At 68.1% G+C, this 22,583-nt stretch carries 20 protein-coding genes; 6 read left to right on the plus strand and 14 right to left on the minus strand.

Annotation, left to right across the window (positions count from 1 at the left end; all coding sequences use genetic code 11):
* Positions 1-2: 2 nt before the first annotated feature.
* From ACIQLD_RS10265 to ACIQLD_RS10275, 3 genes are read left to right on the plus strand one after another with little or no spacing between them, the layout of a single operon-like run.
* On the plus strand, positions 3-890 hold the full coding sequence (locus ACIQLD_RS10265; protein WP_402607913.1) for a carbohydrate ABC transporter permease: 888 nt from the start codon (positions 3-5) through the stop codon (positions 888-890).
* Positions 887-1,822 (plus strand): carbohydrate ABC transporter permease, encoded by a 936-nt coding sequence (locus tag ACIQLD_RS10270; protein ID WP_402607914.1) that lies wholly within the window; start codon positions 887-889, stop codon positions 1,820-1,822. The genes ACIQLD_RS10265 and ACIQLD_RS10270 overlap by 4 nt, the downstream gene beginning before the upstream one ends.
* Positions 1,823-1,827: 5 nt before the next feature.
* Positions 1,828-5,043, plus strand: a complete 3,216-nt coding sequence (locus tag ACIQLD_RS10275) for a GH92 family glycosyl hydrolase (protein ID WP_402607915.1) — start codon at positions 1,828-1,830, stop codon at positions 5,041-5,043.
* Between the two features lie 43 nt (positions 5,044-5,086).
* On the opposite strand, the gene ACIQLD_RS10280 is transcribed toward ACIQLD_RS10275, so the two are convergent.
* Positions 5,087-6,013, minus strand: a complete 927-nt coding sequence (locus tag ACIQLD_RS10280; RefSeq protein ID WP_402607916.1) for an endo-beta-N-acetylglucosaminidase H — start codon at positions 6,011-6,013, stop codon at positions 5,087-5,089.
* A gap of 226 nt (positions 6,014-6,239) precedes the next feature.
* On the opposite strand from ACIQLD_RS10280, the gene ACIQLD_RS10285 reads away from it, so the two are divergent.
* Entirely contained in the window at positions 6,240-6,503 is a 264-nt protein-coding gene (locus ACIQLD_RS10285; RefSeq protein WP_402607917.1) for a hypothetical protein, read from the plus strand.
* 39 nt (positions 6,504-6,542) lie between these two features.
* Here the strand turns inward: ACIQLD_RS10285 and ACIQLD_RS10290 are convergent, their stop codons facing one another.
* Together ACIQLD_RS10290 and ACIQLD_RS10295 are read right to left on the minus strand one after the other, a co-directional pair.
* Positions 6,543-8,177: a fucose isomerase gene (locus tag ACIQLD_RS10290; RefSeq protein WP_402607918.1), complete on the minus strand. Its 1,635-nt coding sequence runs from the start codon at positions 8,175-8,177 to the stop codon at positions 6,543-6,545.
* A complete protein-coding gene (locus ACIQLD_RS10295; protein ID WP_402607919.1) occupies positions 8,174-9,709 on the minus strand; it encodes an FGGY-family carbohydrate kinase in 1,536 nt (511 codons plus the stop codon). The genes ACIQLD_RS10290 and ACIQLD_RS10295 overlap by 4 nt, the downstream gene beginning before the upstream one ends.
* A gap of 194 nt (positions 9,710-9,903) precedes the next feature.
* Between ACIQLD_RS10295 and ACIQLD_RS10300 the strand changes: the two genes are divergently transcribed.
* A complete protein-coding gene (locus ACIQLD_RS10300; protein ID WP_021201709.1) occupies positions 9,904-10,194 on the plus strand; it encodes a hypothetical protein in 291 nt (96 codons plus the stop codon).
* 17 nt (positions 10,195-10,211) lie between these two features.
* On the opposite strand, the gene ACIQLD_RS10305 is transcribed toward ACIQLD_RS10300, so the two are convergent.
* On the minus strand, positions 10,212-11,198 hold the full coding sequence (locus ACIQLD_RS10305) for a LacI family DNA-binding transcriptional regulator (protein ID WP_402607920.1): 987 nt from the start codon (positions 11,196-11,198) through the stop codon (positions 10,212-10,214).
* A 183-nt stretch (positions 11,199-11,381) separates the two neighbouring features.
* Here ACIQLD_RS10305 and ACIQLD_RS10310 point away from each other — a divergent pair, with 183 nt between their 5' ends.
* Positions 11,382-12,179 carry a DeoR/GlpR family DNA-binding transcription regulator gene (locus ACIQLD_RS10310; RefSeq protein ID WP_402607921.1) on the plus strand — a complete coding sequence of 266 codons (798 nt, stop codon included), beginning with the start codon at positions 11,382-11,384 and terminating at the stop codon, positions 12,177-12,179.
* Between the two features lie 31 nt (positions 12,180-12,210).
* Here ACIQLD_RS10310 and ACIQLD_RS10315 read toward each other — a convergent pair whose 3' ends face one another.
* From ACIQLD_RS10315 to ACIQLD_RS10360, 10 genes are all read right to left on the minus strand, one after another.
* The gene (locus ACIQLD_RS10315; protein WP_402607922.1) at positions 12,211-13,170 is read right to left on the minus strand and encodes a ketose-bisphosphate aldolase; all 960 of its coding nucleotides are present in this window, start codon (positions 13,168-13,170) and stop codon (positions 12,211-12,213) included.
* A gap of 9 nt (positions 13,171-13,179) precedes the next feature.
* Entirely contained in the window at positions 13,180-13,836 is a 657-nt protein-coding gene (locus tag ACIQLD_RS10320) for a class II aldolase/adducin family protein (protein ID WP_021201705.1), read from the minus strand.
* A complete protein-coding gene (locus ACIQLD_RS10325; protein ID WP_402607923.1) occupies positions 13,833-15,395 on the minus strand; it encodes an L-fuculokinase in 1,563 nt (520 codons plus the stop codon). The genes ACIQLD_RS10320 and ACIQLD_RS10325 overlap by 4 nt, the downstream gene beginning before the upstream one ends.
* Positions 15,392-16,279: a carbohydrate ABC transporter permease gene (locus ACIQLD_RS10330; RefSeq protein WP_402607924.1), complete on the minus strand. Its 888-nt coding sequence runs from the start codon at positions 16,277-16,279 to the stop codon at positions 15,392-15,394. Before ACIQLD_RS10330 ends, ACIQLD_RS10325 begins: the two co-directional genes overlap by 4 nt.
* The gene (locus ACIQLD_RS10335; protein ID WP_402607925.1) at positions 16,276-17,166 is read right to left on the minus strand and encodes a carbohydrate ABC transporter permease; all 891 of its coding nucleotides are present in this window, start codon (positions 17,164-17,166) and stop codon (positions 16,276-16,278) included. The genes ACIQLD_RS10330 and ACIQLD_RS10335 overlap by 4 nt, the downstream gene beginning before the upstream one ends.
* 76 nt (positions 17,167-17,242) lie before the next feature.
* The gene (locus ACIQLD_RS10340; RefSeq protein WP_402607926.1) at positions 17,243-18,559 is read right to left on the minus strand and encodes an ABC transporter substrate-binding protein; all 1,317 of its coding nucleotides are present in this window, start codon (positions 18,557-18,559) and stop codon (positions 17,243-17,245) included.
* A 327-nt stretch (positions 18,560-18,886) separates the two neighbouring features.
* Positions 18,887-19,327: a DoxX family protein gene (locus tag ACIQLD_RS10345; RefSeq protein WP_402607927.1), complete on the minus strand. Its 441-nt coding sequence runs from the start codon at positions 19,325-19,327 to the stop codon at positions 18,887-18,889.
* Between the two features lie 119 nt (positions 19,328-19,446).
* Positions 19,447-20,316, minus strand: a complete 870-nt coding sequence (locus ACIQLD_RS10350; RefSeq protein ID WP_402607928.1) for a dihydrodipicolinate synthase family protein — start codon at positions 20,314-20,316, stop codon at positions 19,447-19,449.
* Positions 20,313-21,968, minus strand: coding sequence for a tripartite tricarboxylate transporter permease (locus tag ACIQLD_RS10355; RefSeq protein ID WP_402607929.1), 1,656 nt, complete (start codon positions 21,966-21,968; stop codon positions 20,313-20,315). Before ACIQLD_RS10355 ends, ACIQLD_RS10350 begins: the two co-directional genes overlap by 4 nt.
* Entirely contained in the window at positions 21,965-22,528 is a 564-nt protein-coding gene (locus ACIQLD_RS10360) for a tripartite tricarboxylate transporter TctB family protein (RefSeq protein WP_402607930.1), read from the minus strand. The genes ACIQLD_RS10355 and ACIQLD_RS10360 overlap by 4 nt, the downstream gene beginning before the upstream one ends.
* Positions 22,529-22,583: the final 55 nt, after the last annotated feature.

Genomic DNA, 22,583 nt, shown 5'->3' on the forward strand with positions numbered 1-22,583 from the left:
CGATGAGATCCCACCGGTGGTTCACACCCTGGCTGCTCCTCGGGCCCGCCGTCGCCTGGGTGCTGGTGTTCGCGCTCTGGCCGTTCCTGAACACGGTCTTCCTCAGCTTCACCGATGCCCGACCGCTGCGCACGCCCGAGTTCGTGGGAGGGGCGAACTACGAGCGCATGTTCGGCGACGAGATGTTCTGGAACGCTCTGACGACGTGCCTCATCTATGTGGTCGTGTGCGTGCCGCTGCTCACGATCCTCCCGCTGCTGCTGGCGCTGCTCGTGCAGAAGAAGCTCCCCGGCATCTCGTTCTTCCGCACCACGTTCTACTTCCCCGTGATCGCCTCGGTCGTCGTGGTCGCCCTCATCTGGACCTGGCTGTTCGACAGCCGCGGCATCATCAACCAGACGCTCGAGTTCCTCGGGCTGATCGACAAGCCGATGGCGTTCCTCGTCGACCGCTGGCTGCTGCTCGGTTGCGCCATCCTGCTCACGGTCTGGAAGGGCCTGGGCTACTACATGGTCGTCTATCTCGCGGCGCTCGGGAACGTCGGCAAGGAGCTGCACGAGGCCGCGATGCTCGACGGCGCCGGCTCGTTCCGCCGGTTCCTGTCCGTGACCATCCCCTCCGTGCGCGGAGCCATGCTGCTCATCTCGGTGCTCATCGCCGTGTCCGCCATGCGGGTCTTCGCCGAGCTCGACGTGCTCTCCAAGAGCACGGGCGGCCCCGGCGGATACGACATGTCGCTCGTGATGCTCATCCGCCAGGTGGGGTCCGGACTCAACGGGAACATCGGATACGCCTCCGCCATCAGCGTGGCACTGTTCCTGCTCACCCTCATCCCGCTCATCGCGATCGCCGTCATGAATCACGAGAAGAAGGCGAAGGTCTCCGCATGAGCACGCTCACGCCACCCCGGGCGACGGAAGACGTCCGCCCCTCCGAGAAATCGGCCGCCCCGACCCGCGAGCGCATGTTCCGCCGCCGCGGCTCCGGCGACTTCAGCAAGCCGACCCTCGGCGGGCTGATCGGCCGATACGCCCTCCTCCTCTTCGTCCTCGTGATCGTCATCGGCCCGTTCCTGTGGCAGCTGTCGACCTCGTTCAAGGGGGCGCAGGAGAACATCTACTCCTTCCCGCCCGAGCTCATCCCGCGCGAGCCGACGCTGCAGAACTACACCAGGGTCGCCGACGTCGTCCCGGTGTACCTCTACGCCTGGCACTCACTCCTCGTCTCGGTCGGCACCGTCGTCAGCAACGTGGTCCTGGCCACGTTCGCCGGCTACGCGCTGGGTTGCATGAGGTTCCGCGGCAAGTGGATCGTGATGGGCATCCTGCTCTCCACACTGCTCTTCCCCGGCGAGGTCACGGTGACGAGCAACTTCCTCACCATCCGCGCCCTGGGGCTGGCCGATACCCTCTGGGGCGTCTTCCTCCCCGGCGCGATCAGCGCGATGAACGTGCTGCTGATCGCGACCGCCTGCCGCATGATCCCGAAGGACGTGCTGGATGCCGCGACGGTGGATGGCGCCACGACCTGGCAGCGCATCCGGCACATCGTGTGGCCGAACATCCGCGGCATGGTCTCGGTGGTCGCGATCTTCGCGTTCATCGGCGCCTGGGACGACTACCTCTGGCCGCTGATCGTGCTGTCCGACCCGTCGAAGTACACGCTGACGGTCGGAATGGCGTATCTGAACAGCAGCTTCTCGGTCGACCCGCGCCTGATCGCGGCCGGCACCATGATCGCTCTCGTGCCGATCGTCATCATGTTCTCGTTCACGCAGCGCTTCTTCTTCAAGGGCGTGCAGGAGGGCGCGATCAAGGGGTGAGCGCCGTGCATCTCACACCGGCCGACGGACCGGCGGATCCCCCGTCGTCCCGCCCCCGGTCGGGCGTGCTGCCCGGCCCGGTGCACGCTTTCGCGTTCGATCCCTCCGTCGGCGAGCAGCGGGTCGACGTGCCGGGGTTCGACGATCTCGAGATCACGCCGGACACCGTGCTGCACTGGGCGTTCTACGCCGACGGCCCCGGCGCGACCATGACACCGCATGCGGCCCTCGCCGTGACGGTCGACGTGCGCTTCTCCGACGGCACTCGACTGAGTGAGACGTCGGCTGTGCGCGACCGCTACGACTTCCCGGTCACGGCGTGCGCCCAGTTCGACGCACGGTGGAGCCTGCCGGAGCAGTGGAACGCCGACACCGTCTCACTCGCCCCCTTCGCACGCCGGAGCGGGGTGGTGGAGCTCGTGTTCGGCACCGAAACCCTTCGCGACGCCGCGGGCCTCCCGGCTCGGTGCACGGGTTTCGCGCAGCTCATGGTCGAGGAGAGGAAGCCGACGCCGCCCGACCTCGGGCCCGTCGAACGGGTCGACACCCGGCGCGGCTCGCATTCCAGCCCGCGATTCTCTCGCGGCAACACCATCCCTGCGGTCGCCCTGCCTCATGGATTCACGTTCGTCACCCCGGCGACCGATGCAGAGGACTCGCGCTGGCCCTACCGCCCCTTCGTGCACGACGACCCGCAGGGACGTCGCCTCGAAGCCCTGCAGTTCTCCCATCAGCCGAGCCCCTGGATCGGCGATCGTTCCGTGCTGCAGTTGATGCCGTTCCTCGGCACGCCCACCTCGCACCGTGCCGGCCGCAGACGGTGGATCACTCCCGGCTCCGAACGCGCGCGTCCGCACGAGTACACGGCGGAACTCGGCGACGGCCTGCGCGTCGAGATGACCGCGACCGCACACGGAGCCGTGTTCCGCGTGCACAGCGCAGACCCCGATGCCTCGGTCGGCTTCGTCATCGACCAGCTCACCGACGACGGGCGTCTCGCCTGGACGGACGCCGGAGGATTCGAGGGGTGGATCCCGGAAGGGTCCGAGGAGTGGGGCAATGCGCCCCGGTGCTACTTCGCGGGCGCCATCCTGCCTGCCAGGGGCGACGCGCAGGGGGCCGTGGGGGCTCCCGAGCACGGCCCGCTCGATGACGACGGACGCGGCAAGGTCGCGGGCTACGTCGCCGGACGCGGATCGCTCGAGGTGCGGATCGGCCTATCCTTCCTGTCGGTGGAGCAGGCAAGGCACGCCCTGGAGACCGAGATTTCCCCGAAGACCACCTACGACGAGCTGCGCGACGCCGGCGCCGCCTCGTGGAATCGCCTGCTGTCGCGCGTGACGATCCCGCCGCTGCCCGACGCCGACCTTCCCTATCGCACGCTCGCCGACGCGGAGCATCGTTCCCGGATCGCGGCCGCCCTCCACCGGATGCATCTGTATCCCAACAGCGCCGCCGAGAACACCGGGACAGCAGAGGTGCCCGTCTGGCGCTTCGCCGACGTGTTCGCCGCGCGACGCCCCTCCGGCGAGGGCGCACCGGCCGTCGACGGGGAGCTCGTCGTGAACAACGGCTATTGGGACACGTACCGCACCGAGTGGCCGGCGCTCGCACTGCTCGACCCGGTTCTCACGGGAAGGCTGCTCGACGGGCAGCTCGAGCAGTATCGCCGCGGAGGCTGGATGGCGCGGTGGAGCGCCCCGGGGTACGTCGACAGCATGGTCGGCACCTCGAGCGACCAGATCTTCGCCGACGCCGCCCGCTGGGGCGCGGGTTTCGATCGCATCACCGCGTTCGAGAGCGGATGGCGGAACGCCTGCGAACCGGGGCCGGATGCGCGCCGCGGACGCAAGGGCATCGCGAGGGGCCGGTTCACCGGTTACATCGCCTCGGAGGTGCCGGAGGGCATGAGCTGGAGCATCGAGAACGCGGTGAGCGATGCCGCCCTCGGCCGCTTCGCCGCGCAGTTGGCCGCCGATTCAGAATCAGGATCCGCACGCTATCGAGCCTTCGCCCGGTACTTCGCGAATCGAGCCCTGTCGTATCGCACGCTGTTCGACGACGGCACGGGGTTCTTCCGGGGAAGAGACGACGCAGGAGCGCCCACCCCCGGATTCGACCCGCGGTCCTGGGGCGGAGACAACGTCGAGACGAACGCCTGGGGCATGTCGGTCGGGGCCGTGCACGATGGAGCCGGCCTCGCGGATCTCCACGGGGGCCCTGTCGGCCTCGGACGCCACCTCGACGCCCTCTTCGCGGAGCCGGAGACCGCGGACGAGCGATTCGGCGGCACGTACGGCACCGTCATCCACGAGCAGCGCGAGGCGAGGGCACTGCGTTCCGGGATGTGCGCGATCTCCAACCAGCCCGCCCACCACATCCCCTTCATGTACGCGTTCAGCGACCGTCCGTGGCGCACGGGGCCGCTCGTGCACGACCTCGCCGGACGCCTGTTCGCCGGCGCGCACATCGGCCAGGGCTTCCCGGGCGACGAGGACAACGGCGAGATGAGCGCGTGGTGGCTCTGGGCGGCGCTCGGACTCTATCCGCTCGAGCTCGCCTCCGGACGGCTGCGGATCGGATCTCCGCTCTTCGACGACATCCGCGTGGATCGCGGCGACGGCTCGACCCTTCGCATCCGTTCCCGACGCACCGCCCCCGCGGCCCACGTGCTGCAGGAGGCACGACTCGACGGGGCCCCCCTGCCCTCGGCCACGCTGCCGATCGACGCTCTCGGCGGCGACGCCGTGCTCGACCTGGTCTTCGGCGTCGACCCGGTGTGCGCGCTCGAGACGGGCGAGCCGACTCCGCGCGACACACTCGAATCCTGGCGCGCAGACCTGACATCGACCGGGGGCGGGGTCATCTCCTCCACGGCGTTCGCGCACCCCGAGCGCGTCTTCGACGACGGGGATCCGGCGGGCGATCCCGGCGTCACGCTCCGCCCCGGGGAATGGGTCGGGTGGCGGTTCTCCGAGCCGCGCGGCCTCAGCGACCTCAGCGTGACGACGATGTCAGCCTCGGACTCGTCTGCACTGTGCTGGGAGATCCTGGGACCGGACGCGAACTGGACTCCCGTGACGACGACGCATCAGGAGGATCTGCTTCGCGATCGCACCACGCCGTTCACCCTGACGAACCGGGTCGTGACCCCGGCGCTCCGCGTACGTGCGGAGGCCGAGGTCACGATCCGTCAGGTCGAGGTGTTCGATCTGGACTGAGCGCTCGAGACGGCGCGCGGCCGGCTCACGGCGCGCGGCCGGCTCACGGCACAGCCTTGTACTGCGTCGCCTCGCCCTTGAGCTGCCGTGTGATCCCCGACAGCAGCGCGGACTGATCGGTCGCGGTGAGGTTGTACGCGACGTAGACGCCGTAGCCGTCGGCGACCGTGCGCTCGGCGAAGTCCGTGGCCGTCGCCGCGCTCACGTTCGCGAGGTCGATCGCCGCAGCCCCGAGGCGCGTCTTGTCGCCGAAGCCCGGAATCGTGGGGGCGTCGTACGTCGGGTAATACGGGTTCCAGGCGTAGTCGATCACCCCGGCGACGTCGAACAGGCCGAAGTCGGTCACGGTGTACGTCTCGCCGATCGCGTACAGGCTGATGATCTTGTCGGGGCCCAGGCGATCGCGGAGAGCCGTCGCCAGCCAGCCGAACGACTGCGCGTTGGGCTGCGGTGTGCCGTTGACTCCGTACTGCGCGTACTCGTCATCGAAGTCGATGCCGTCGAGCCCGTAGGTCGTCACCGCATCGGCGAGCTGGGCGGCGAAGGCATCGGCGTCTTCGTACGAGGTGAAGTTCGCGAATCCGGCCCCCTGGTGGTTGCCGAGCACGGAGAGCAGCACCTTGGTGCCGCGCTCCTGAACGGGACGGATCTGATTCTCGGCGTCGTCGAGCGTCGCGGTGACGCGGTCGTTGAAGTGCAGGGAGGCCTTCTCGCCGTCGTAGTTGATGTTGGCGGCGAAGATGATCGCCATGTCGACGGCGGGTCTGCCTGAATCCGCCAACGTGTAGTCGGCGACATTCGCTAAATCGTTCGAGTTCACCTCGACGTACGCCACCACCTGCGGGTCGATCGCCGAGCTCTCGGCGACGGCAGGCGAGGCGGCGGCAGCACCGACCACGGCGACCGCGACACCCGCGAGCGCTGCGAGCCCTTTTCGGAACCGGTGATTCCTGACGTGTGACCGTGTCATTGCAGATCGTCTCCTTCATCATCGATATCGAGATCAGGCCGCTTCGGTGCGACCTGCGGCCGACTATATCGCTTAAGTGGACGGAGGCGAAGAAGTCGATGGAGCGGATGATTCTCTCTTCCTGCACCGGAGCCGCGGCTGGAGACCTGCCCACAACGACTGGGTACGTGACTCGCGGACACCGGAATACCGTGACAACCTGGCCGCTCCGACTCACACTGGAGGCATGCGATTGAACGACCCGCAGGTATGGACGCTGATCGGCGTGTTCGCCGCCGTCATGCTCGGTGGCATGACGCTCATGACGACACAGCTGAGCCGCATCATCCGCGTCGAGGGCTCGCTCACCGCTCGCATCGATCGCGTCGAAGGCATCCTCTCGGCTCACATCGACGGCATCGATGGTCGACTCGGGCGCATCGAATCGAAGGTCGACGATCTCGACACGGAGCTGACGAATCTCGCGACCCGTTTCTGGCGATCGCAGTAGCTCTCGTGAGAACTCTCACGAGAGCTACTCACGAGCCGATCAGACCGCCACGTCTCCCACCAGGTTGACCTTGATGCCCATTCCGGCGAACATCGCGGCCTTCGCGATCAGGGCTTTGTCGGCCGTCTCTGCGTCGGGGGCGTAGACCAGCTGGGCGTGGTTGGCCTTGTGGCGGGCCATGAACTGGTCGCGCGAGATGCCGTGCAGCACCACATGCGCGATCGGCCATTCCGGGTTGGTGGCGTCCTTGCGACGCTGCGTCTCCTCGGCGGGAAGCTCGACGACCGAGGCCCGGAAGATGTCGGCCTGCAGAACACCTTCGGCGATGAACACCCGCGACAGCACGATCTCACCCGGCTTCGATACACCGTTGATGGTCGCTCCACCCGCGGGGAAGAACACGTGGCCCTGTCGCCACCCCTCGGCGTTCTGCCACCCGCCCAGGTGCGACGCCGGCACCGAGCCGGAGATCTCGTAGACCCAGACGAACTGTCCGTCGAAGTCTTGGCCCCAACGCACGTCATGCAGCGTGTTGTCGGGGACGAGGCCCATCGCACGCCACACCCTGTCGGTCACGAGCGCGTCGACCGCGACTCCCTCGTCGGCCTCGTTGAAGTGCGGGAACGCGCGCCCCTCGTGCAGCACGCGCGAGCCGTCACGCGAGGTGACGGGCGGCCGCTCGGTCGAATTCAAGATGCCCTCGGCCAGGTCAGACGCCGGCACCAGGTCCTTCAGCCCCTGCTGGTACTGGATGCCGACCGCATCGAGTCCGAAGTCATCGGCGATGCGCAGCGCGGCGATGTACATCTTCAGCTGCCACTGCACCTGGTCACGGGTGAGCTCGGTGACGGCGTCCTCGCCGTATCGGAAGGTCATGCCGGCATCGATCAGCCAGTCATAGGCGGCATCCGCCTCGGCATCGGTGACGTTCAGCATCTCGGCGTAGAGCGCCGACTGCGACAGCCGCTCCTTGTAGATACCGGTCGGGTTGAGCAGCTCGTCGTCGAAGATCGCGTTGTACATGCCCATGCAGCCCTCGTCGAACACGCCGATGATCGCCTTCTCGGCGCGCAGCTCGGCCGCGAGTGCCTCGCCCAGCTGCTTCTCGGGGCTCTCCGGCAGCTCAGGCAGCGGCCGCACATGCGAGGCGTCGTGCGCGATGGCGCCGGTCTCGGTCCATTCCCTGATGCCGTCGGTGAACCACTGATCGGTGAAGTCGACCGACCACGTCGTCGCGTAGGGCTTGTCCATCTTGGTCAGTCCCGCATTCAGCCCGAGCAGCCCGACGAGTCCGGGCCAGTCCCCCGCGAAGTTGGCGACGGTGAGGATCGGTCCCTCGTGCGACCGCAGACCGGCGAGCACGTGGTGGGAGTACTGCCAGTTGGCGATCGCGACGATGAGGGGAGCATCGACGGGGATGCTCTTGAACACCTCGAGACCCATGCGCTGGCTCGAGATGAAGCCATGGCCGGTCTCGGGGTCGACGCCGAACGGACGGATGACCTCCCAGCCGAGTGCATTCAGCACCCCGGTGACGCCGTTCTCCAGCTCGACCTGCGTCGGCCAGCCGGCGACGTTCGCCGACTCGCGCAGGTCTCCGGACGTGATGATGTACGCCGTCTTCGGCGCGGTGGTCGGCCGGGACGCCGTCGTCGGCAGGGTGTAAGTGGTCATGATGCCTCCGGGGCGGTATCGGTCGGGTTGGCGGTGGTCGTGGGAGTGTCGCGCTGCGCGGCGGCGAGTTCGTGGATGACGGACTTCGATCCCTCGTACAGCCGCACGTAGCGGTCGAAGAGGGTGTCGTAGAGCGAGCGCACCGCCTCGTCGGGGTGGATGAGCTCGGAGATCGGGTTCCAGTCGGCGATGGCCGGAGTCCCGTCGGGTGCGGCCGTCGCGGTCGCGGCGAGGAACGCCGCACCGTAGCTCGCACCGATCGTGGTCGCCGGCACCTCCTGCACGAGGCCGGTGACGTCGGAGACGATCTGCAGCCACAAGCGCCCCTGGGTGCCGCCGCCGACCGCGACGATGCGGCGGATGTCGGCACCCGCCGCGCGCATGGTCTCGACGTTGTGGCGCACCCCGAGCGCCGTGGCCTCGAGCGCGGCGCGGTAGAGGTCGCCGCGGGTGTGATCGAGCGTGAGCCCGGCGATCACTCCTCGGGCGTCCGGGTCCTGGATCGGCGTGCGCTCGCCGGCGAAGTAGGGCAGCACGAGGAGGCCCCGCGCTCCGGCCCCTGATGCTGCGGCATCGGCGAGCAGCTCGGGATAGTCGGCGCCGGTCAGCCCCGCGAGCCACGCGGTCAGCGCACCGGAGGTCGAAAGACCGCCGGCGAGGTTGCGCGTGCCGGCGAAGGCCCCGGCCGTGGTCCACATCGATGGCGTCCGCAGCGTCTCAGCACCGTTCGTGAAGACCATGAACATCGTGGTGCCGTACATCAGCATCAGGTCGCCGACCTCGTGCGCGCCGACGCTGACGGCCTCGGTCCAGGCGTCGATAGTGCCCGTGATCACGGGGGTGCCGACGGGGATGCCGGAGAGCGCCGCCGCGTCGGCCGTGACCTCGCCGGCGACCTCACCCGCCCATTGCAGAGACGGCTGCTCGATATCCGTCGCGTATCGGTCCCACCAAGGGCCATGCCAGCATTCGTCCTCGATGTCGTAGAGAGGAGAGACCTGACTGGCGGATTGGTGGTCGAGCACGTAAGCGCCGGTGAGCTTGCGCACGAGCCATGTCGCGGGCATGTACAGCCGGCGCGCCCGTGCCCACGCGGCGGGTTCCTCGTCGGCGACCCAGGCGATCTTCGGCCCACCCGCCTGCGAGGTCAGCGTCGACCCGCCGACACGCGTGATGTCGTCGATGCCCAGCTCGCGGGTGAGGCGCTCGATCTGCACGGTCGAGCGGGTGTCGACGCCGTACAGGATCGCCGGTCGCACAGGGACGTCGTGCTCGTCGGCGAGGAGGATGCAGGGGCCCATGCCGCTGACGCCGACGCCGACGATCTCGGCGTCTGGCACTCCGGCGAGCAGCTCTCGCGAGATCGCGACGAACTCGTCCCACCAGATCGCGGCATCCATCTCGACCCAGCCCGTGCGAGGGCGATCGACGTCGTGCGCTCTGGTCGCCGAAGCCAGGATGCCGCCCTCGACATCCACCAGTACGCCCTTGCTGCTGGACGTGCCGATGTCCACCCCGATGGTGCAGCGCATGGAGTCCTCCTCGTGGCGGGACAACGGAGTCCGCAGCCTCACCGATACTGTACGCGAAATCGATTTCATGACGCAAGACACGACTCGCCCTGCACCGTTTTCACCAGAGAAGATCTGCCCACCGACCGCGGCTTTCTGGCTGACCAGCACCGGAATACCGTGACATTCTGGGCACCCCGAATCAGACTGGAGGCATGCGCTTGGACGACCCGCAGGTATGGACGCTGATCGGCGTGTTCACGACCATGATGCTCGGCGGCATGACCCTCATGACGATGCAGTTCAGCCGGGTGATCCGCGCCGAGGTCGGTGGCCTGCGCGGCGAGCTGCGGGGCGAGATCGGCGGACTGCGCGGCGATCTGAGCGGGCGGCTGGAGAGTCTCGAGGGCCGGCTCACCGGCCGCATCGACGCCCTGGAGCACAAGGTCGACAGCCTCGACAAAGAGGTGGCGAACCTCGCGACGCGGTTCTGGCGCTCGCAGTAGCCGGCCCGACCGCCCGCTCAGCTCCGTATCGCGCTCGCGGGCTGAAGCTCGTTGCGCAGCACGATCGTGCGTGCCGGCTGGGTGTCGCCCTTGATCCGTTCGAGCAGCATCCGCGCCGCGGTCACACCCATGTGCCGCGCCGGTAGGCGCACCACGGTCACGGCGCTCGGCGAGAGGGTCGTGAACGGCAGCGAGCCGATCACGGCGACACCCATGTCCGGCGGGGTGAGGCCGTGCTCCGTGAGCACCTGGATCGCTCCGACACCGATCAGGTTGTTGCCGGCCACCACCGCGTCCGGAGGTTCCGGAAGGGCGAGCAGCTCCTCCATCGCGGCACGCCCGCCGTCGACACGGAACGTCGCGAAGCGCTCGAGCCCGTCGAGAGCGAGTTCTGGGTACGCCGCGGTGAGCGCGGAACGCCACCCCGCGGCGCGTTCGGCGGCGGTGTCGATGTGTGCAGGCCCCCCGATGTAGGCGACGCGACGGTGCCCGGCGTCGATCAGACTCCGTGTCGCCGACGTGCCCGCCGCCCGGTTGGCCATCACCACGCCGTCGATGTCGTGGGCGGTGCTGCGGTCGACGGCGACGACGGGGCGACCGGTGGCGAGGATACCGTCGAGGTCGGAGTGTTCGTCGGCGGTTGCGATGATCACGCCGGACATGTTCTCGGCGATCGCGATGCGGAGGTACGTCGCCTCCTTCTCCACTTGCGCATCGGAGTTGCAGAGCACGACGGAGTACCCGGCCTCCGAGGCGACATCTTCGACCCCTCTCGCCATCTCGGTGAAGTACGGGTTCTCGATGTCGGGGATCACGAGGGCGATGACCTCGGAGCTCTGCCGACGCAGCGAGCGGGCGGCTCGGTTGGGTGTGAAGTCGAGCGTCGCCGCGGCTGCACGGACGGCGGCGACCTTCTCGTCCGACACACTCGTGCCGTTGAAGACACGCGAGACCGTCGCGGGCGAGACGCCCGCGAGCTCGGCGACGTCGTAGATCGTTGCCATGCGCTCCCCTGCTTCCCGCCGCCCGACTTACCGCCGGCAGCGGTCGAGTGCAACGGCAGCCGGGTGCTGCAACAGTACCGCGCGGCGGCCGAAGATCCGCTTCCCATGAAATCGATACCGGCTCTCGAGTCCCTCCGGTGGAGCGCCCGTCGGCTGCTGCGCCGTCCCGAGTACGCTGAGGGGATGCCAGAGTGGTCGCAGACGGTCCCCGCAACAGTGCGGCGCGAGCAGATCGTGTCGATCATCGAACGCCAGGGCTTCGCCCGTGTGCAGGAGCTGAGCCGCACGCTCAGCGTCTCCGAGGTCACGGTGCGCAGCGATCTCGACCTCCTCGCCGAGGAGAACGTGATCCAGCGGGTGCACGGCGGGGCGATCTCGGGCATCAAGTCGACCGCTCACTCCCCCGACTACGAGCGGGCGCTCACGCGGGCCGTCACCGAGAAGCGACGCATCGGCAACGCTGCGGCCGCGCTGGTGGAGAGCGAGATGGCGATCCTGCTGGATGCCGGGACGACGACGCTCGCGATCGCCCGCGCGCTGCGAGCCCGTGAGGATCTGCGCGGCGTCGTGGTGTTCACCAACTCGCTCACGATCGCGCTCGAGCTCGGCGTCGCCGAGCCGCACCACATCACGGTCGTGGTCACCGGCGGCACCGTGAACTACAAGCAGCGCTCGCTCATCGACCCGATGGGCGACATGTTCATCGGCTCCGTGCACAGCGACATCTGCTTCATCGGCTGCAACGGGGTGTCGGAGCGGGGGTTCACGAACTCCAGCCTTCCCGAGGTGACCATGAAGAGGCGCTACCTCGACTCGGCGGCGCGGGCCATCGTGGTCGCCGACAGCTCGAAGATCGGCAAGAGTCAGGTCATCCAGGTGGCTCCGCTCGCGCGCGTCGACATGCTGATCACCGGCATCGAAGCGCCTCCGATCGAGCTGGAGGCGCTTCGAGAAGCCGGGCTCACGATCGAGCTCGCCTGACCCCGCAGCCCTCGACCCGCGGCACAGAGCTTCAGGCCCGACCCGACGATCCGAACTCGCGCATGCGCTGCGTCACCATCGCGCGGAACCCACCCATCGCGGGGCGCAACTGCTCGCTGGGCTCGACCACCGCGGGATTCTCCTGCAGGAACGTGCGCAGCGCGGCGCTCCAGGCGAGATGCGAGTCGGTGCCCTGATTGATCTTGCGGATGCCGGCGGCGATGCCCTCCGACTTCTGCTGGGGCGAGATCCCGTACGAGGGCCGCACGTCGCCGCCGTGTGCGTTGATCCTGGTGACTGCCTCGGCCGGCACCGACGAGGAACCGTGCAGCACCAGGAAGGTGTCCGGCAGGCGTCCTCTGATCTCCGAGATGAGGCCGAGTCGCAGCCGCTGACCTCCGGCCTCGTCGGTGAACTTCACCGAGCCGTGGCTCGTGCCCACCGCCACCGCGAGCGCGTCCACCCCGGTCTGTTCCACGAACTCGACGGCCTGGTCGGGGTCGGCGAACACGATCTCCTCGAGCACCCCGGTGACGCCGGCCTCGGCCCCGCCGATCGTGCCGAGCTCGCCCTCGACGCTCACACCGAAAGGCGCGGCCGCCTCGACCACCCGACGCGTGAGCGCCACGTTGTCGGCGAAGGAGGCGGGCTCATCCGTGCCGCTCGCCCTGCTCGCGTCGATCATGACGCTGGTGAAGCCGTGCTCGATCGCCCGCACGCAGTCGTCATACGTGCGCCCGTGATCGAGATGCAGCACCACGGGGACGTGCTCGTATTCGGCGACCAGGCCCCGCAGGCGGTGCCACCAACGCGATTCGTCGTCGTAGGCGGACATCCCGGCGATCGCCTGCACGATCACGGGCGAGCGCTCGGTCTCGGCGGCATCGAGCACCGCGATCGCCTGATCGATGCTCGACACGTTGAAGGCGCCGACGGCGTAGCCGCCCGCGTCGGCGTCGGCGAGCGCGGTGCGCAGAGTCTGCAGTGCCATCCGCGAACCTCAGAGCGACTCGGTGATGCCGAGCGTGTCGTAGTCGAGCACGATCGGGGTGTCGGTGAGCGCGCGGGCGTAGGCCTGCACCTTGGCCGCCGACTCCACCGCGACGCTGGTCTTGAACGCGTCACGCAGGTTCGGTCCGACGGTGAGCAGGCCGTGGTTCGCCCACACCACCGCGTTGAGGTCGCCCATCGCGTCGCACATGTGCTCGCCGAACTCGGTGTTGTTGCTGAGCTCGAACGGCATGATCGGCACGTCGCCCTTGGTGTAGATCACCATGTTCACCAGCGTCCCGAGGATCGGAGAGCCCACGACACCCCAGACGTTGGAGAACACCGGCTCGGAGTGCACGATCGCGTTCACATCGGGTCGACGCCGGTAGACGGCCATGTGCACGGTGACCTCGCTCGACGGCCCGAGCCGTCCGTCGATCACCTCGCTGTCGCCGTTGACGAGCACGATGTCATCGGCGCTCATCTTGTCGTACTCGAGATCGGTCGGCGTGATCAGGAACCGGTCCTCGACGCCCGGGACACGGATGCTGATGTTGCCCTGCGTGTTGAAGTTGAGTCCGTACTCCATCGACCGCAGGCAGTAGTCGAGGATCTCCTCGCGCGCGGCATCGATGTCGAAGTCGAGCTGGAGCGTCGTCTCGGTCATTTCGTGTTCTCCTTCTGATGGGACTGCGGTTGGATCTGGGGTTGGATCTGGGGCTGGATCTGGGACGGTTGGATCTGGGACGGCTGTTTCCGCGGTCGCCCGGTCAGATGGGGGGCGATGCCGCGGGTCACGTCGTAGAGGGCGGCGTAGGCGGCACGCTGTGCGGCGTACCAGGGGGCCGACGCGGGGTCGGGATCGGCCGCGGCAGCGGGGCCGGGGGCGACGAGGAGATCCCGGGCATCGCCGCCGAGACCGCGGAGCGCGAGCATCGCCGCACCTCGGGCGGAAGCATCACGCGCGACGGGCGTCATCCGCACTCCGGCGGCCGCGGCACGGGCTGAGAGCGCCGCGGCGTTCTCAGCCCCTGCTCCGGTGACCTGGAGGTCGTCGACGCGGACCCCGTGTGCTTCCAGCGCCGCGATGATCTTGTGGAACTCGAAGCCCGCGGCCTCCACGACGGCTCGTGCCAGTTCGGGCACGGTCGTGTCGAGGGTGAGACCGTGGATCGTTCCGCGCGCGGAGGGGTCATTGTCGAGGGTGCCGGAGCCGGCGAGGTACGGCAGCACGATGAGGGAAGGCGGATCCTCGGCGAGCGCCCCGAACACGTCGCCGATGTCGCGGCCCAGGAGGGCGGCCAGCCATTCGAGCGCCCATCCTCCTGCGGCGGTTCCGGCGAGGGTGATCCAGGTCTCGTCATCCAGTCGATAGCTGGCGAAGCCGGTCGTCTCGAGTCCGCGCGGGCGTTCGCGGGTGGCGACGGTGAGGCAGTCGCTCGAGCCGAGTGCGATCACGGAGCGCTCTCCCGCCTCTCCGCCGGCGCCGAGGAAGGCAGCCGCCTGGTCGTGCGTGCCAGCGACGAGGGCCGTGCCCGGTGCGACGCCGAGCACGGCCGCTGCCTGGTCGTGGACGCCGCCGATCACGGTTCCCGAGGAGACGGGGACCGGCAGCCGGTCTTCCCGCACCCAGGGGGCGGAGGCGGCGACGGCTTCCAGGATCTCCGTGCTCCATTCGCCCCCATCGACGTCGAGGATGCCGGTGCGCGCGGCCTGACCGAGGTCGATCGCGGCGACACCACTCCACCGCTCGGCGACCAGATCCCCCATGCAGCGGTAGCCCGCAGCCGCGGCCCAGGCGTCGTCGCCGGCCATGATCTTGAAGACCGAGAACATTCCGTGCAACGGCTGTCCGGTGATCTGGGTGAAGCGGCCCTCTCCGAGCCTCGCGCCCAGCCCGGCCGCGTGTTCGATGCCGCGCGTGTCCATGCTCACCGCTACCGGGGCGAGCGGTGCGCCGGACCCGTCGACGGGCACGACCGCCTCGCCGAGCACGCTGAAGCCGATCGCCTGCACCGCGTCTCCGAGCTGCAGGGCCTCGGCGGCCGCCGCATGCACCACGCTCTCGGCGGCGGCGATGATCTCCTCGGCGTCGAGCTCGACGCGCCCGCGGCCGTCGCGCCGCAGCGTCAGCGGTGCCGATGCGCCGCCGAGCATGCGTCCGTCGGCAGCGAAGGCGACCGCCCGCACGCCGCTGGTTCCGAGGTCGAGGCCGATGACGCTCATTTGATCGCCCCCGACAGACCGTTCACCAGGTACTTCTGGATGAAGATGAACAGCAGCACGACCGGGATGGAGATCAGCACCAGGATCGCGAACAGCGCCCCCGGCTGCGACAGGTACATGCCGCGGTAAGCGAGCGGAACGAGGGTGAGCGGTTTGAGCTCGTTGTCTCCGAGGGTGACGAGCGGCAGCAGGAAGTCGTTCCAGCTCATCATGGTCTGCCACACCGCGACCACGGCGAGAGCGGGTTTGCCCAGTGGCAGGTAGATGCGCCAGAAGATCTGCCAGCTGTTGGCCCCGTCGAGCCGCGCGGCCTCGTAGGTCTCGAGCGGGATCGCGAGGTAGGAGGTGCGGATGATGATGACCGCGAACGGCAGGCCCAGCGCGCTGTACACGAGAACGAGCCCGAGGAGGTTGTTGTACAGCTGCATCGACTGCAGGATGCGGAACGTCGCGACCACGATGCTCGACATCGGCAGGATCAGCGCGAGGATCAGCACTCCGAAGATCAGAGCCTTCAGCGGAACACGCAGCCGAGCCAGAGCGAAGGCGGTCATCGATCCGAGCAGACAGACCAGCAGCACCGACGGCACCGTGATGAGGAGACTGTTGAGCAGGTGCAGCAGGATCGGGTTCTGGTCCCAGATCGTGAGGTAGTTCTTGACGCTGAACTCCGCGGGGAACAGCCCGAAGAACTGCGTTCCGGGGTTGTTCGGCGGCATCATCGAGAGCCCGACGACCATGACGATCGGCACGAGCCAGAGCCCGGCGAGCGGCACGAGCACGAAGTGCAGCCAGCCGACTCGGCGGCCAGGTGCACCGTGGCGGTGACGGCCGGCCGTGTCCTTCGGGACGATCAGGGTGCGGGTCTCGCTCGTCGCGGTCATTTCTCGTCTCCTGTGATGAATCCGGCGCCGAACACCCGCACCATCGAGAGCGAGCTCACGACGGCGACGACCAGCAGGACCACGCTGATGGCCGAGGCGTACCCGACGTTCTGCAGCTGGAACGCCTCCAGGAACGCGAAGGTGGGCAGCATCTCCGACGCGTGGTTGGGTCCGCCCTGCGTGAGCACGTAGACGAGCTCGAAGGTCTTGAGCGAGCCGATGATGCCGAGGAGCACGAGCGACAGGGTCGTGGTCTTCAGCAGCGGGAACGTGATGCGCACCATGGTCTGGAAGCCGCTGGCACCGTCGATGCGCGCCGCCTCCACCAGGCTGGGATCGATCAGCTGCAACCCCGCGAGGTAGAACAGCATCGAGAACCCGGTCCACATCCAGACGTTCACGAAGATCACCGCGAAGATCGCCGTCTGGGGGTCGGCGAGGTAGTTGCCCCCGAGGAAGGTGAGCCCCGTGGCCTTGCCGATGGCGGTGAGCACCCCGTTGAACGGGTCGAGGATGCGCTGCCACACGATCCCGACCACGACCGGGGAGAGGATGGCAGGGATGAAGAAGATCGCCCGGTAGACCGTGCTGCCGCGGAGCCCCTGGTTGAGCGCGACGGCGAGGAGGAAGCCGATCACGCCCTGGGGGACGATCGTCAGCACGATCCAGAACACCGAGTTGCGCAAGGTGATGAGGAACGTCGGGTCCTGGAAGAGCTCCAGGTAGTTCCCGATCCCGACCGCCGATCCGACGTTGACGCCGTCCCAGTCGAGCGTGCTCGCCTGCACGTTGTACACGATCGGGTAGACGACGAATACGGCGAACAGGATGAGGGTCGGTGCCAGGAAGGCCAGGCCGACCAGCCGCTCTCTCGTCAGGATCTTCATGCGCGCTCCTCTCGGGGCAGGGTCCGGGGAAGAGGCCCCGGACCCTGCACGAACTCCGCTGCCACAGGTTCCGTCGCTACAGGGTGTCTTGGACGGCCTGGACGGATTCCGCCGCTTCCTGCGGAGTGGAATCTCCGGTCGCGATGGCGGCGAGGGCATCGGCCACGGCCTGGTCGAGCTTGGGCGATTCGAAGTAGCGCGAGTACTTCACCTGCGGGAGCCACTCGTCGACGAACAGGTTCCAGATCTGCTCCTGCTTCTCGCTCGTGAACTTCTCCGGAGCGAGGCCGGTGACGGCGGGGACATCGTTCATGGTGTTGACGAGCTTCTGCGCGGCGGAGCCGGCGATGAAGTCGGTGAGCACCTTGCAGGCGAGGTCGGGGTTGGCCGTGTTCTTCGAGATCCCGAGGCTCACGTCGATGCCTCCGACGAACTGCGGTTCAGCGGCGCCGCCGGGGATGGTCGGGAAGAGGAACGGCTCGTAGCCGGACATGCCCTCCGAGAGCGGGGGGATGTCGGACTTCGTCGGGTCGGACTGCTGGATCCACCAGGCGCCGAGCGGGATCATGGCGGCGTTGCCCGCCTCGAACTGGTTCACCGCCGACGGGTAGGCGTCGAGGCCGATCGCGCCGTCCTGGGCGATGCCGTCGGAGAACAGCTTGCCCCAGTACTCGAACGCCTTCACGATGGCCGGGTCGGTCCACGACACGGTGCCGGCCTCGGCCTCGTAGACGGTCCCGGGCGAGACGTTGTTGGCGATCTGCAGGAACACGACGTTGCGCAGCCAGGAATCCTTCGCCGGCAGCAGGAACGGCGCGGCGTCGCCGCCGCTGAGGTCCTTCGTGGTCTGCACGAGCTCGTCCCACGTCTTCGGCACGCTCAGACCCGCATCGTCGAAGATCTCGGAGTTGGCCCACAGATTGACCGTCTGGGTGAGGATCGGGAGCGAGTAGAAGTTGTCGTCGCCCTCGGGGTTGCCCATCCGCGCCTGCTCGATGCCGATCGGGTAGAACTTGCTCTGCCAGTCGTCGCCCCAGGTCTCGGCAGCGCAGTCCTGCAGAGGCATCAGGTTCTCGCGGTACTGCTGCGTGAGAGCTCCGGGCTGCAGGCCGAGAACGTCGGGCATCGTGTTCGAGCTGGCCCGGCTCTGCAGGTCGACGAGGTACTCCGGGTAGTTGAAGATCGTCGCGTCGATCTTCGAGCCGTCGTTCTCGGCTTGGAACGCCTCGATCATCTGACGGGTCGTCTGCTCGATCGGGCTCCACGAGCGGAACGTGATGGTGTCGCTGGAGGCGTTCCCCGACGCGTCCGGCGCTGCGCCGCCGGCGCAGGCGGTGACTCCCAGTGCGGTGATGACCGTGGCCACTCCCGCCAGGCTCCTCTTGAGCTTCATCTGCAATCCCCTTACTTCGCTGTAAAAGTCCTCGGCGAAATGCCGAATGCGCTCAGTTTAGGTTTATTTGCGTATTAATCGCCAGGAATACAGGGAACCTCGGCGAAAGTCTTTTCTTTTTTGTGTTTTCACATATCTTCGTCGTCGAAAACGAAAGCGGACACATCCCCCGAGGCCGCAACGGCGCGGAGCGTGGGTTTCCCTTCCGCAACACCGGCCCTTCGCAACAGCCCGCCCTTCGCAACAGCCCGCCCTCGCAACAGCCCGCAGAGACGACGGATGCCGCGACCCCTCGGGCCGCGGCATCCGTCGTGGTGTGGAGGCTCCTCAGCTCAGCCAGGCCGGTGCGCGGCCCCGCAGGAATGCCCCATCGAGGGAGAACCGTCCGGCGCCCGTGAGCGCCAGAGCGAGAGCTGCCGCGCCGAGGACGGCGACGAACTCGTAGCCGCCCTCGCCGACCCAGAGGCCTGCAGGAAGGTGCACGGCGATGAGCGCGACGATCATGTCGATCGCCAGCAGGATGCCGACCGGACGAGTGAAGAGGCCCAGCATCAGCAGGATGCCGCCGATGAGCTCGACGAAGGCGACGAGAGGACCGGCGATCTCCGGGAGCGGAACCCCCATGCCCGCGAAACTGCCGATCGTTCCGGGGAGCGTGAACTCGAAGATCTTCTGCGCACCGTGTGCGGCGAAGATCGCACCGACGACCGCGCGCAGGACCAGGAGTCCCAGCGAGGGTGCGGCGGAAGGGGCTTTGGTGTTCGTCATGAGGAGTTCTTCCTTCGTGGCAGGACACCCGCGCGCCAGGCGCGGAGCAGGGTCGTTCCCTGCTTCCACGCTAGGAAGACGACATTTCCATCTCCTGTGACCGTGTCACCTGTGACGTGTCACCGATGCGCTGCCACCACCTCGGCGACGGCGGTGCGCTCGGCGGCACTCGGCTCCGCGATCGCCATGCGGCAATGCGTGTCGACCACGTCGAGCACGCGGTATGCCTCCTTCATGCGGGCCATGTCGCCGCCGATGAGCGCGACCACCTCATCCACCGCGGCCTGCGCGGCGACGATGGCCGCCGTATTCCCCGACCGGCCGGCATCGGCGAGAGCGCGGAACGGCTTCGGCGTGACGGAGGACACCCCCGAGACGACGCCCTGGGCCCCCACCTCGACGGCGGCGATCAGGTCGCGGTCGGCGCCGGTGTAGAGGTCGAAATCGGCGGGCACGACAGCACGGTAGGCGGCGATGTCGTCCAGCGAGAGCTCACTGATCTTGGCACCGACGACGTTCGGCAGCTGCGCGAGCCGCGCGAGGAGCTCCGGCGAGACCGGATTGCCGCTGCGAGCCGGGTAGATGTAGACGTACAGGCGCCCATCGCCGACGGCATCCGACACCGCGCGGTAGTACTCGAAGATCGAGTCGTCCGTGGCGCGCAGGTAGTACGGCGTCAGGGCGGCGAACTCGATCGCGCCCAGTTCGCGCGCGATGCGGGTCAGGCGCACGGCCTCGAAGGTGCTGGGCCGACCGACGTGCACGACCACGCGCATGCGATCCTGCAGCTCGGCCACGGCGGCTTCCACGATGGCCGCGAACTCCTCGGCATCCACGGCGGGGAACTCCCCCGTCGTTCCGAGCACGAATGCGCCCTCGTTCCCCGAGTCGGCGACGAACCGGAAGATCGCACGCGAGCCCTCGACATCGAGGGTGCCGTCGCTGTGGAAAGCGGTGGGCACGGCGGTCAGGATGTCGTAGCGGGTCACTTCTCGGTCTCCTCGGAGTTCTTGCGGGACTTGCGGGCTCGGCGCCCGGCGGCGTCGACGTTGCGGACGGTGGATGTGAGCAGATCGGGCTGGGCGGCGAGCTCGTCGTGCGCCTTCTCGATCTGCTGGATGCTGTCGTCATGCAGGATCGAGTCCGCGAGCGAGGCGCGCTCGGCGCGGGGCCGGCGGGCCGCGCGGATCGCCGGCATGACGATCGAGAGCACGGCCAGTGCGAGCAGCACCAGCGCGATGGGGCTGACGACCTCGAAGAACGGACGCGTGGGAAGGATCGCCAGCGTACGGGCGAGGTTCTCCTCGGCGAGCGGTCCGAGCAGAAGACCGAGCACCACGGGACCGGCCGGCACCTGCATGCGCTTGAGCATCACGCCGATCACACCGAAGACGAGCATCGTCACGACGGTCGAGAGGCTGTTCGAGGTGGCGTAGGTGCCGATGATGCAGAAGATCAGGATGCCGCTCCACAGGTACGGCTGCGGCACGTCGAGCAGCTTCACCATGCCCTTCATCCGCACCAGGCTCAGGCCGAGAGACAGGATCGTCGCGATCAGCATGATGCCGACGATCGAGACGACCAGGTCGGGGCGGTTGGTGAAGAGCGTCGGACCGGGGGTGATCCCCCAGATGATCATGGAGCCGATCATCACGGCCATGACCGAGTCGCCGGGGATGCCGAGCGCCATGGTCGTGGTGAGCGAGCCGCCGAGCGTGGCGCTGGAGGCGGTGTCCGAGGCTGCGACGCCCTCGATCGATCCCTTGCCGAACATCTCCGGGTGCTTCGACGCCTTGCGTGCGCGCTCCCATCCGATGAGCCCGGCGATGTCACCGCCGGCCGCGGGGATGAGTCCGACGCCGAGTCCCACGGCGCCGCCGACCGCGGTCGCACGCCCGCTCTGCTTCAGCTCGGCGCGGTTCGGCCACCAGCGGCCGAGGCTGGAGATCGGCCGCACGGCGGACTTCCGGTGCGTGAGCAGCTGGTCGAACAGCTCGGCGATGCCGAAGAGTCCGATGATGACGGCGATGAAGTTGACGCCCTCGACGAGTTCCAGAACCCCGAAGGTGAAGCGCTGGTCGGCGGTCGCCGCGTAGGTGCCGACGCTGCCGAGCATGAGGCCGAACAGCCCGGCGAGGATGCCCTTGAGCATCGACTTCGACGAGATGCCGATCATGATCGCGATACCGAAGACCACCAGGGCGAAGAGCTCGGGCGACTTGAAGTAGTCGCGGGCGAAGCTGGCGATCGGCACGGCGGCGACCGCGAACAGCACGAGCGAGGCGAGGATGCCGACGGCCGAGACGATCGCGGAGATGGTGAGCGCGAGTCCTGCCCTGCCCTGTTTGGCCATCGGATACCCGTCGAGGGTGGTGGCGATGGAGGCGGGCGTTCCCGGGGTGTTGATCAGGATGGACGGCACCCGGTCGCCGAAGTTCGCCGCGACGTAGATCGTCAGCAGCACGGCGAGACCCTGCACGGGCTCGAGGGTCATCGTGAAGCCGGCGGCGAGGGCGACGGCCATGGTCGCGGTGATGCCGGGGAACGCTCCCACCATGAAGCCGAGCACGAGCCCGACGAGCATGTAGAGCAGGATCGAGATGTCGAGGAGCGAGTTCAGCCCCTCCATGAGCGCGTTCACAGGGGGATCCTCAGGAGCATCCCGAACACGACGTAGACGAACGCCGTGACGGAGGCGGAGTAGATGATGAGGCTCAGCCAACGGCGGTGGCCGTAGAGGAGCATGAGGGCGGCCATCAGCAGGGCGGCGGCGATCGGGAAGACCTCGATGCGGTAGCCGAACAGGATGACGGAGCCCAGCGACCACAGCGCGATGAAGGCGCCCGTGATCGCGAGGGTGGCGATGACGCGGAGGTAGCCGCCGGGCTGGATGCGCTCGAGGTCTTCACGCGTGGGCGCCGGGCGGGTGAGCGCGACGGCGAGCAGCGCGATGGCGATGACAACTCCGGTGACCCCGATGACGAGCGGCCAGAACCGGGCGTCGATCTGCCCGGGGGCGGCCTCGCGGCGCAGCGGGATCTGCGTCGCGAGGAAAAGGTACCCGGCGGTGAACGCCAGGGCGACGACGGCGAACACGATCTCGAGCGGCCGCGATGCGGGCGCGCCCTGGTATTCGTCGTCCGTGACGGCGGCTGAGGCGTCCGGTGCGGAGGCGGACGCATCCGATGCAGAAGTCGACATGGTGCTCCTTTCGTGATCCGAGAAGTGAGGGAGAGCGCTGCGGGGCCGGTGATGC

The organism is Microbacterium sp. NPDC091662, assembly GCF_044756705.1.
GTDB lineage: Bacteria > Actinomycetota > Actinomycetes > Actinomycetales > Microbacteriaceae > Microbacterium.

Excerpts from the sequence above, each read along its gene's own strand:
- ACIQLD_RS10265 (WP_402607913.1), top strand. The coding sequence starts at position 3 with ATGAGATCCCACCGGTGGTTCACACCCTGGCTGCTCCTCGGGCCCGCC.
- ACIQLD_RS10270 (WP_402607914.1), top strand. The coding sequence starts at position 887 with ATGAGCACGCTCACGCCACCCCGGGCGACGGAAGACGTCCGCCCCTCC.
- ACIQLD_RS10280 (WP_402607916.1), bottom strand. The coding sequence starts at position 6,013 with ATGACACGGTCACACGTCAGGAATCACCGGTTCCGAAAAGGGCTCGCA.
- ACIQLD_RS10285 (WP_402607917.1), top strand. The coding sequence starts at position 6,240 with ATGCGATTGAACGACCCGCAGGTATGGACGCTGATCGGCGTGTTCGCC.
- ACIQLD_RS10290 (WP_402607918.1), bottom strand. The coding sequence starts at position 8,177 with ATGACCACTTACACCCTGCCGACGACGGCGTCCCGGCCGACCACCGCG.
- ACIQLD_RS10295 (WP_402607919.1), bottom strand. The coding sequence starts at position 9,709 with ATGCGCTGCACCATCGGGGTGGACATCGGCACGTCCAGCAGCAAGGGC.
- ACIQLD_RS10300 (WP_021201709.1), top strand. The coding sequence starts at position 9,904 with ATGCGCTTGGACGACCCGCAGGTATGGACGCTGATCGGCGTGTTCACG.
- ACIQLD_RS10305 (WP_402607920.1), bottom strand. The coding sequence starts at position 11,198 with ATGGCAACGATCTACGACGTCGCCGAGCTCGCGGGCGTCTCGCCCGCG.
- ACIQLD_RS10310 (WP_402607921.1), top strand. The coding sequence starts at position 11,382 with ATGCCAGAGTGGTCGCAGACGGTCCCCGCAACAGTGCGGCGCGAGCAG.
- ACIQLD_RS10315 (WP_402607922.1), bottom strand. The coding sequence starts at position 13,170 with ATGGCACTGCAGACTCTGCGCACCGCGCTCGCCGACGCCGACGCGGGC.
- ACIQLD_RS10320 (WP_021201705.1), bottom strand. The coding sequence starts at position 13,836 with ATGACCGAGACGACGCTCCAGCTCGACTTCGACATCGATGCCGCGCGC.
- ACIQLD_RS10325 (WP_402607923.1), bottom strand. The coding sequence starts at position 15,395 with ATGAGCGTCATCGGCCTCGACCTCGGAACCAGCGGCGTGCGGGCGGTC.
- ACIQLD_RS10330 (WP_402607924.1), bottom strand. The coding sequence starts at position 16,279 with ATGACCGCGACGAGCGAGACCCGCACCCTGATCGTCCCGAAGGACACG.
- ACIQLD_RS10335 (WP_402607925.1), bottom strand. The coding sequence starts at position 17,166 with ATGAAGATCCTGACGAGAGAGCGGCTGGTCGGCCTGGCCTTCCTGGCA.
- ACIQLD_RS10340 (WP_402607926.1), bottom strand. The coding sequence starts at position 18,559 with ATGAAGCTCAAGAGGAGCCTGGCGGGAGTGGCCACGGTCATCACCGCA.
- ACIQLD_RS10345 (WP_402607927.1), bottom strand. The coding sequence starts at position 19,327 with ATGACGAACACCAAAGCCCCTTCCGCCGCACCCTCGCTGGGACTCCTG.
- ACIQLD_RS10360 (WP_402607930.1), bottom strand. The coding sequence starts at position 22,528 with ATGTCGACTTCTGCATCGGATGCGTCCGCCTCCGCACCGGACGCCTCA.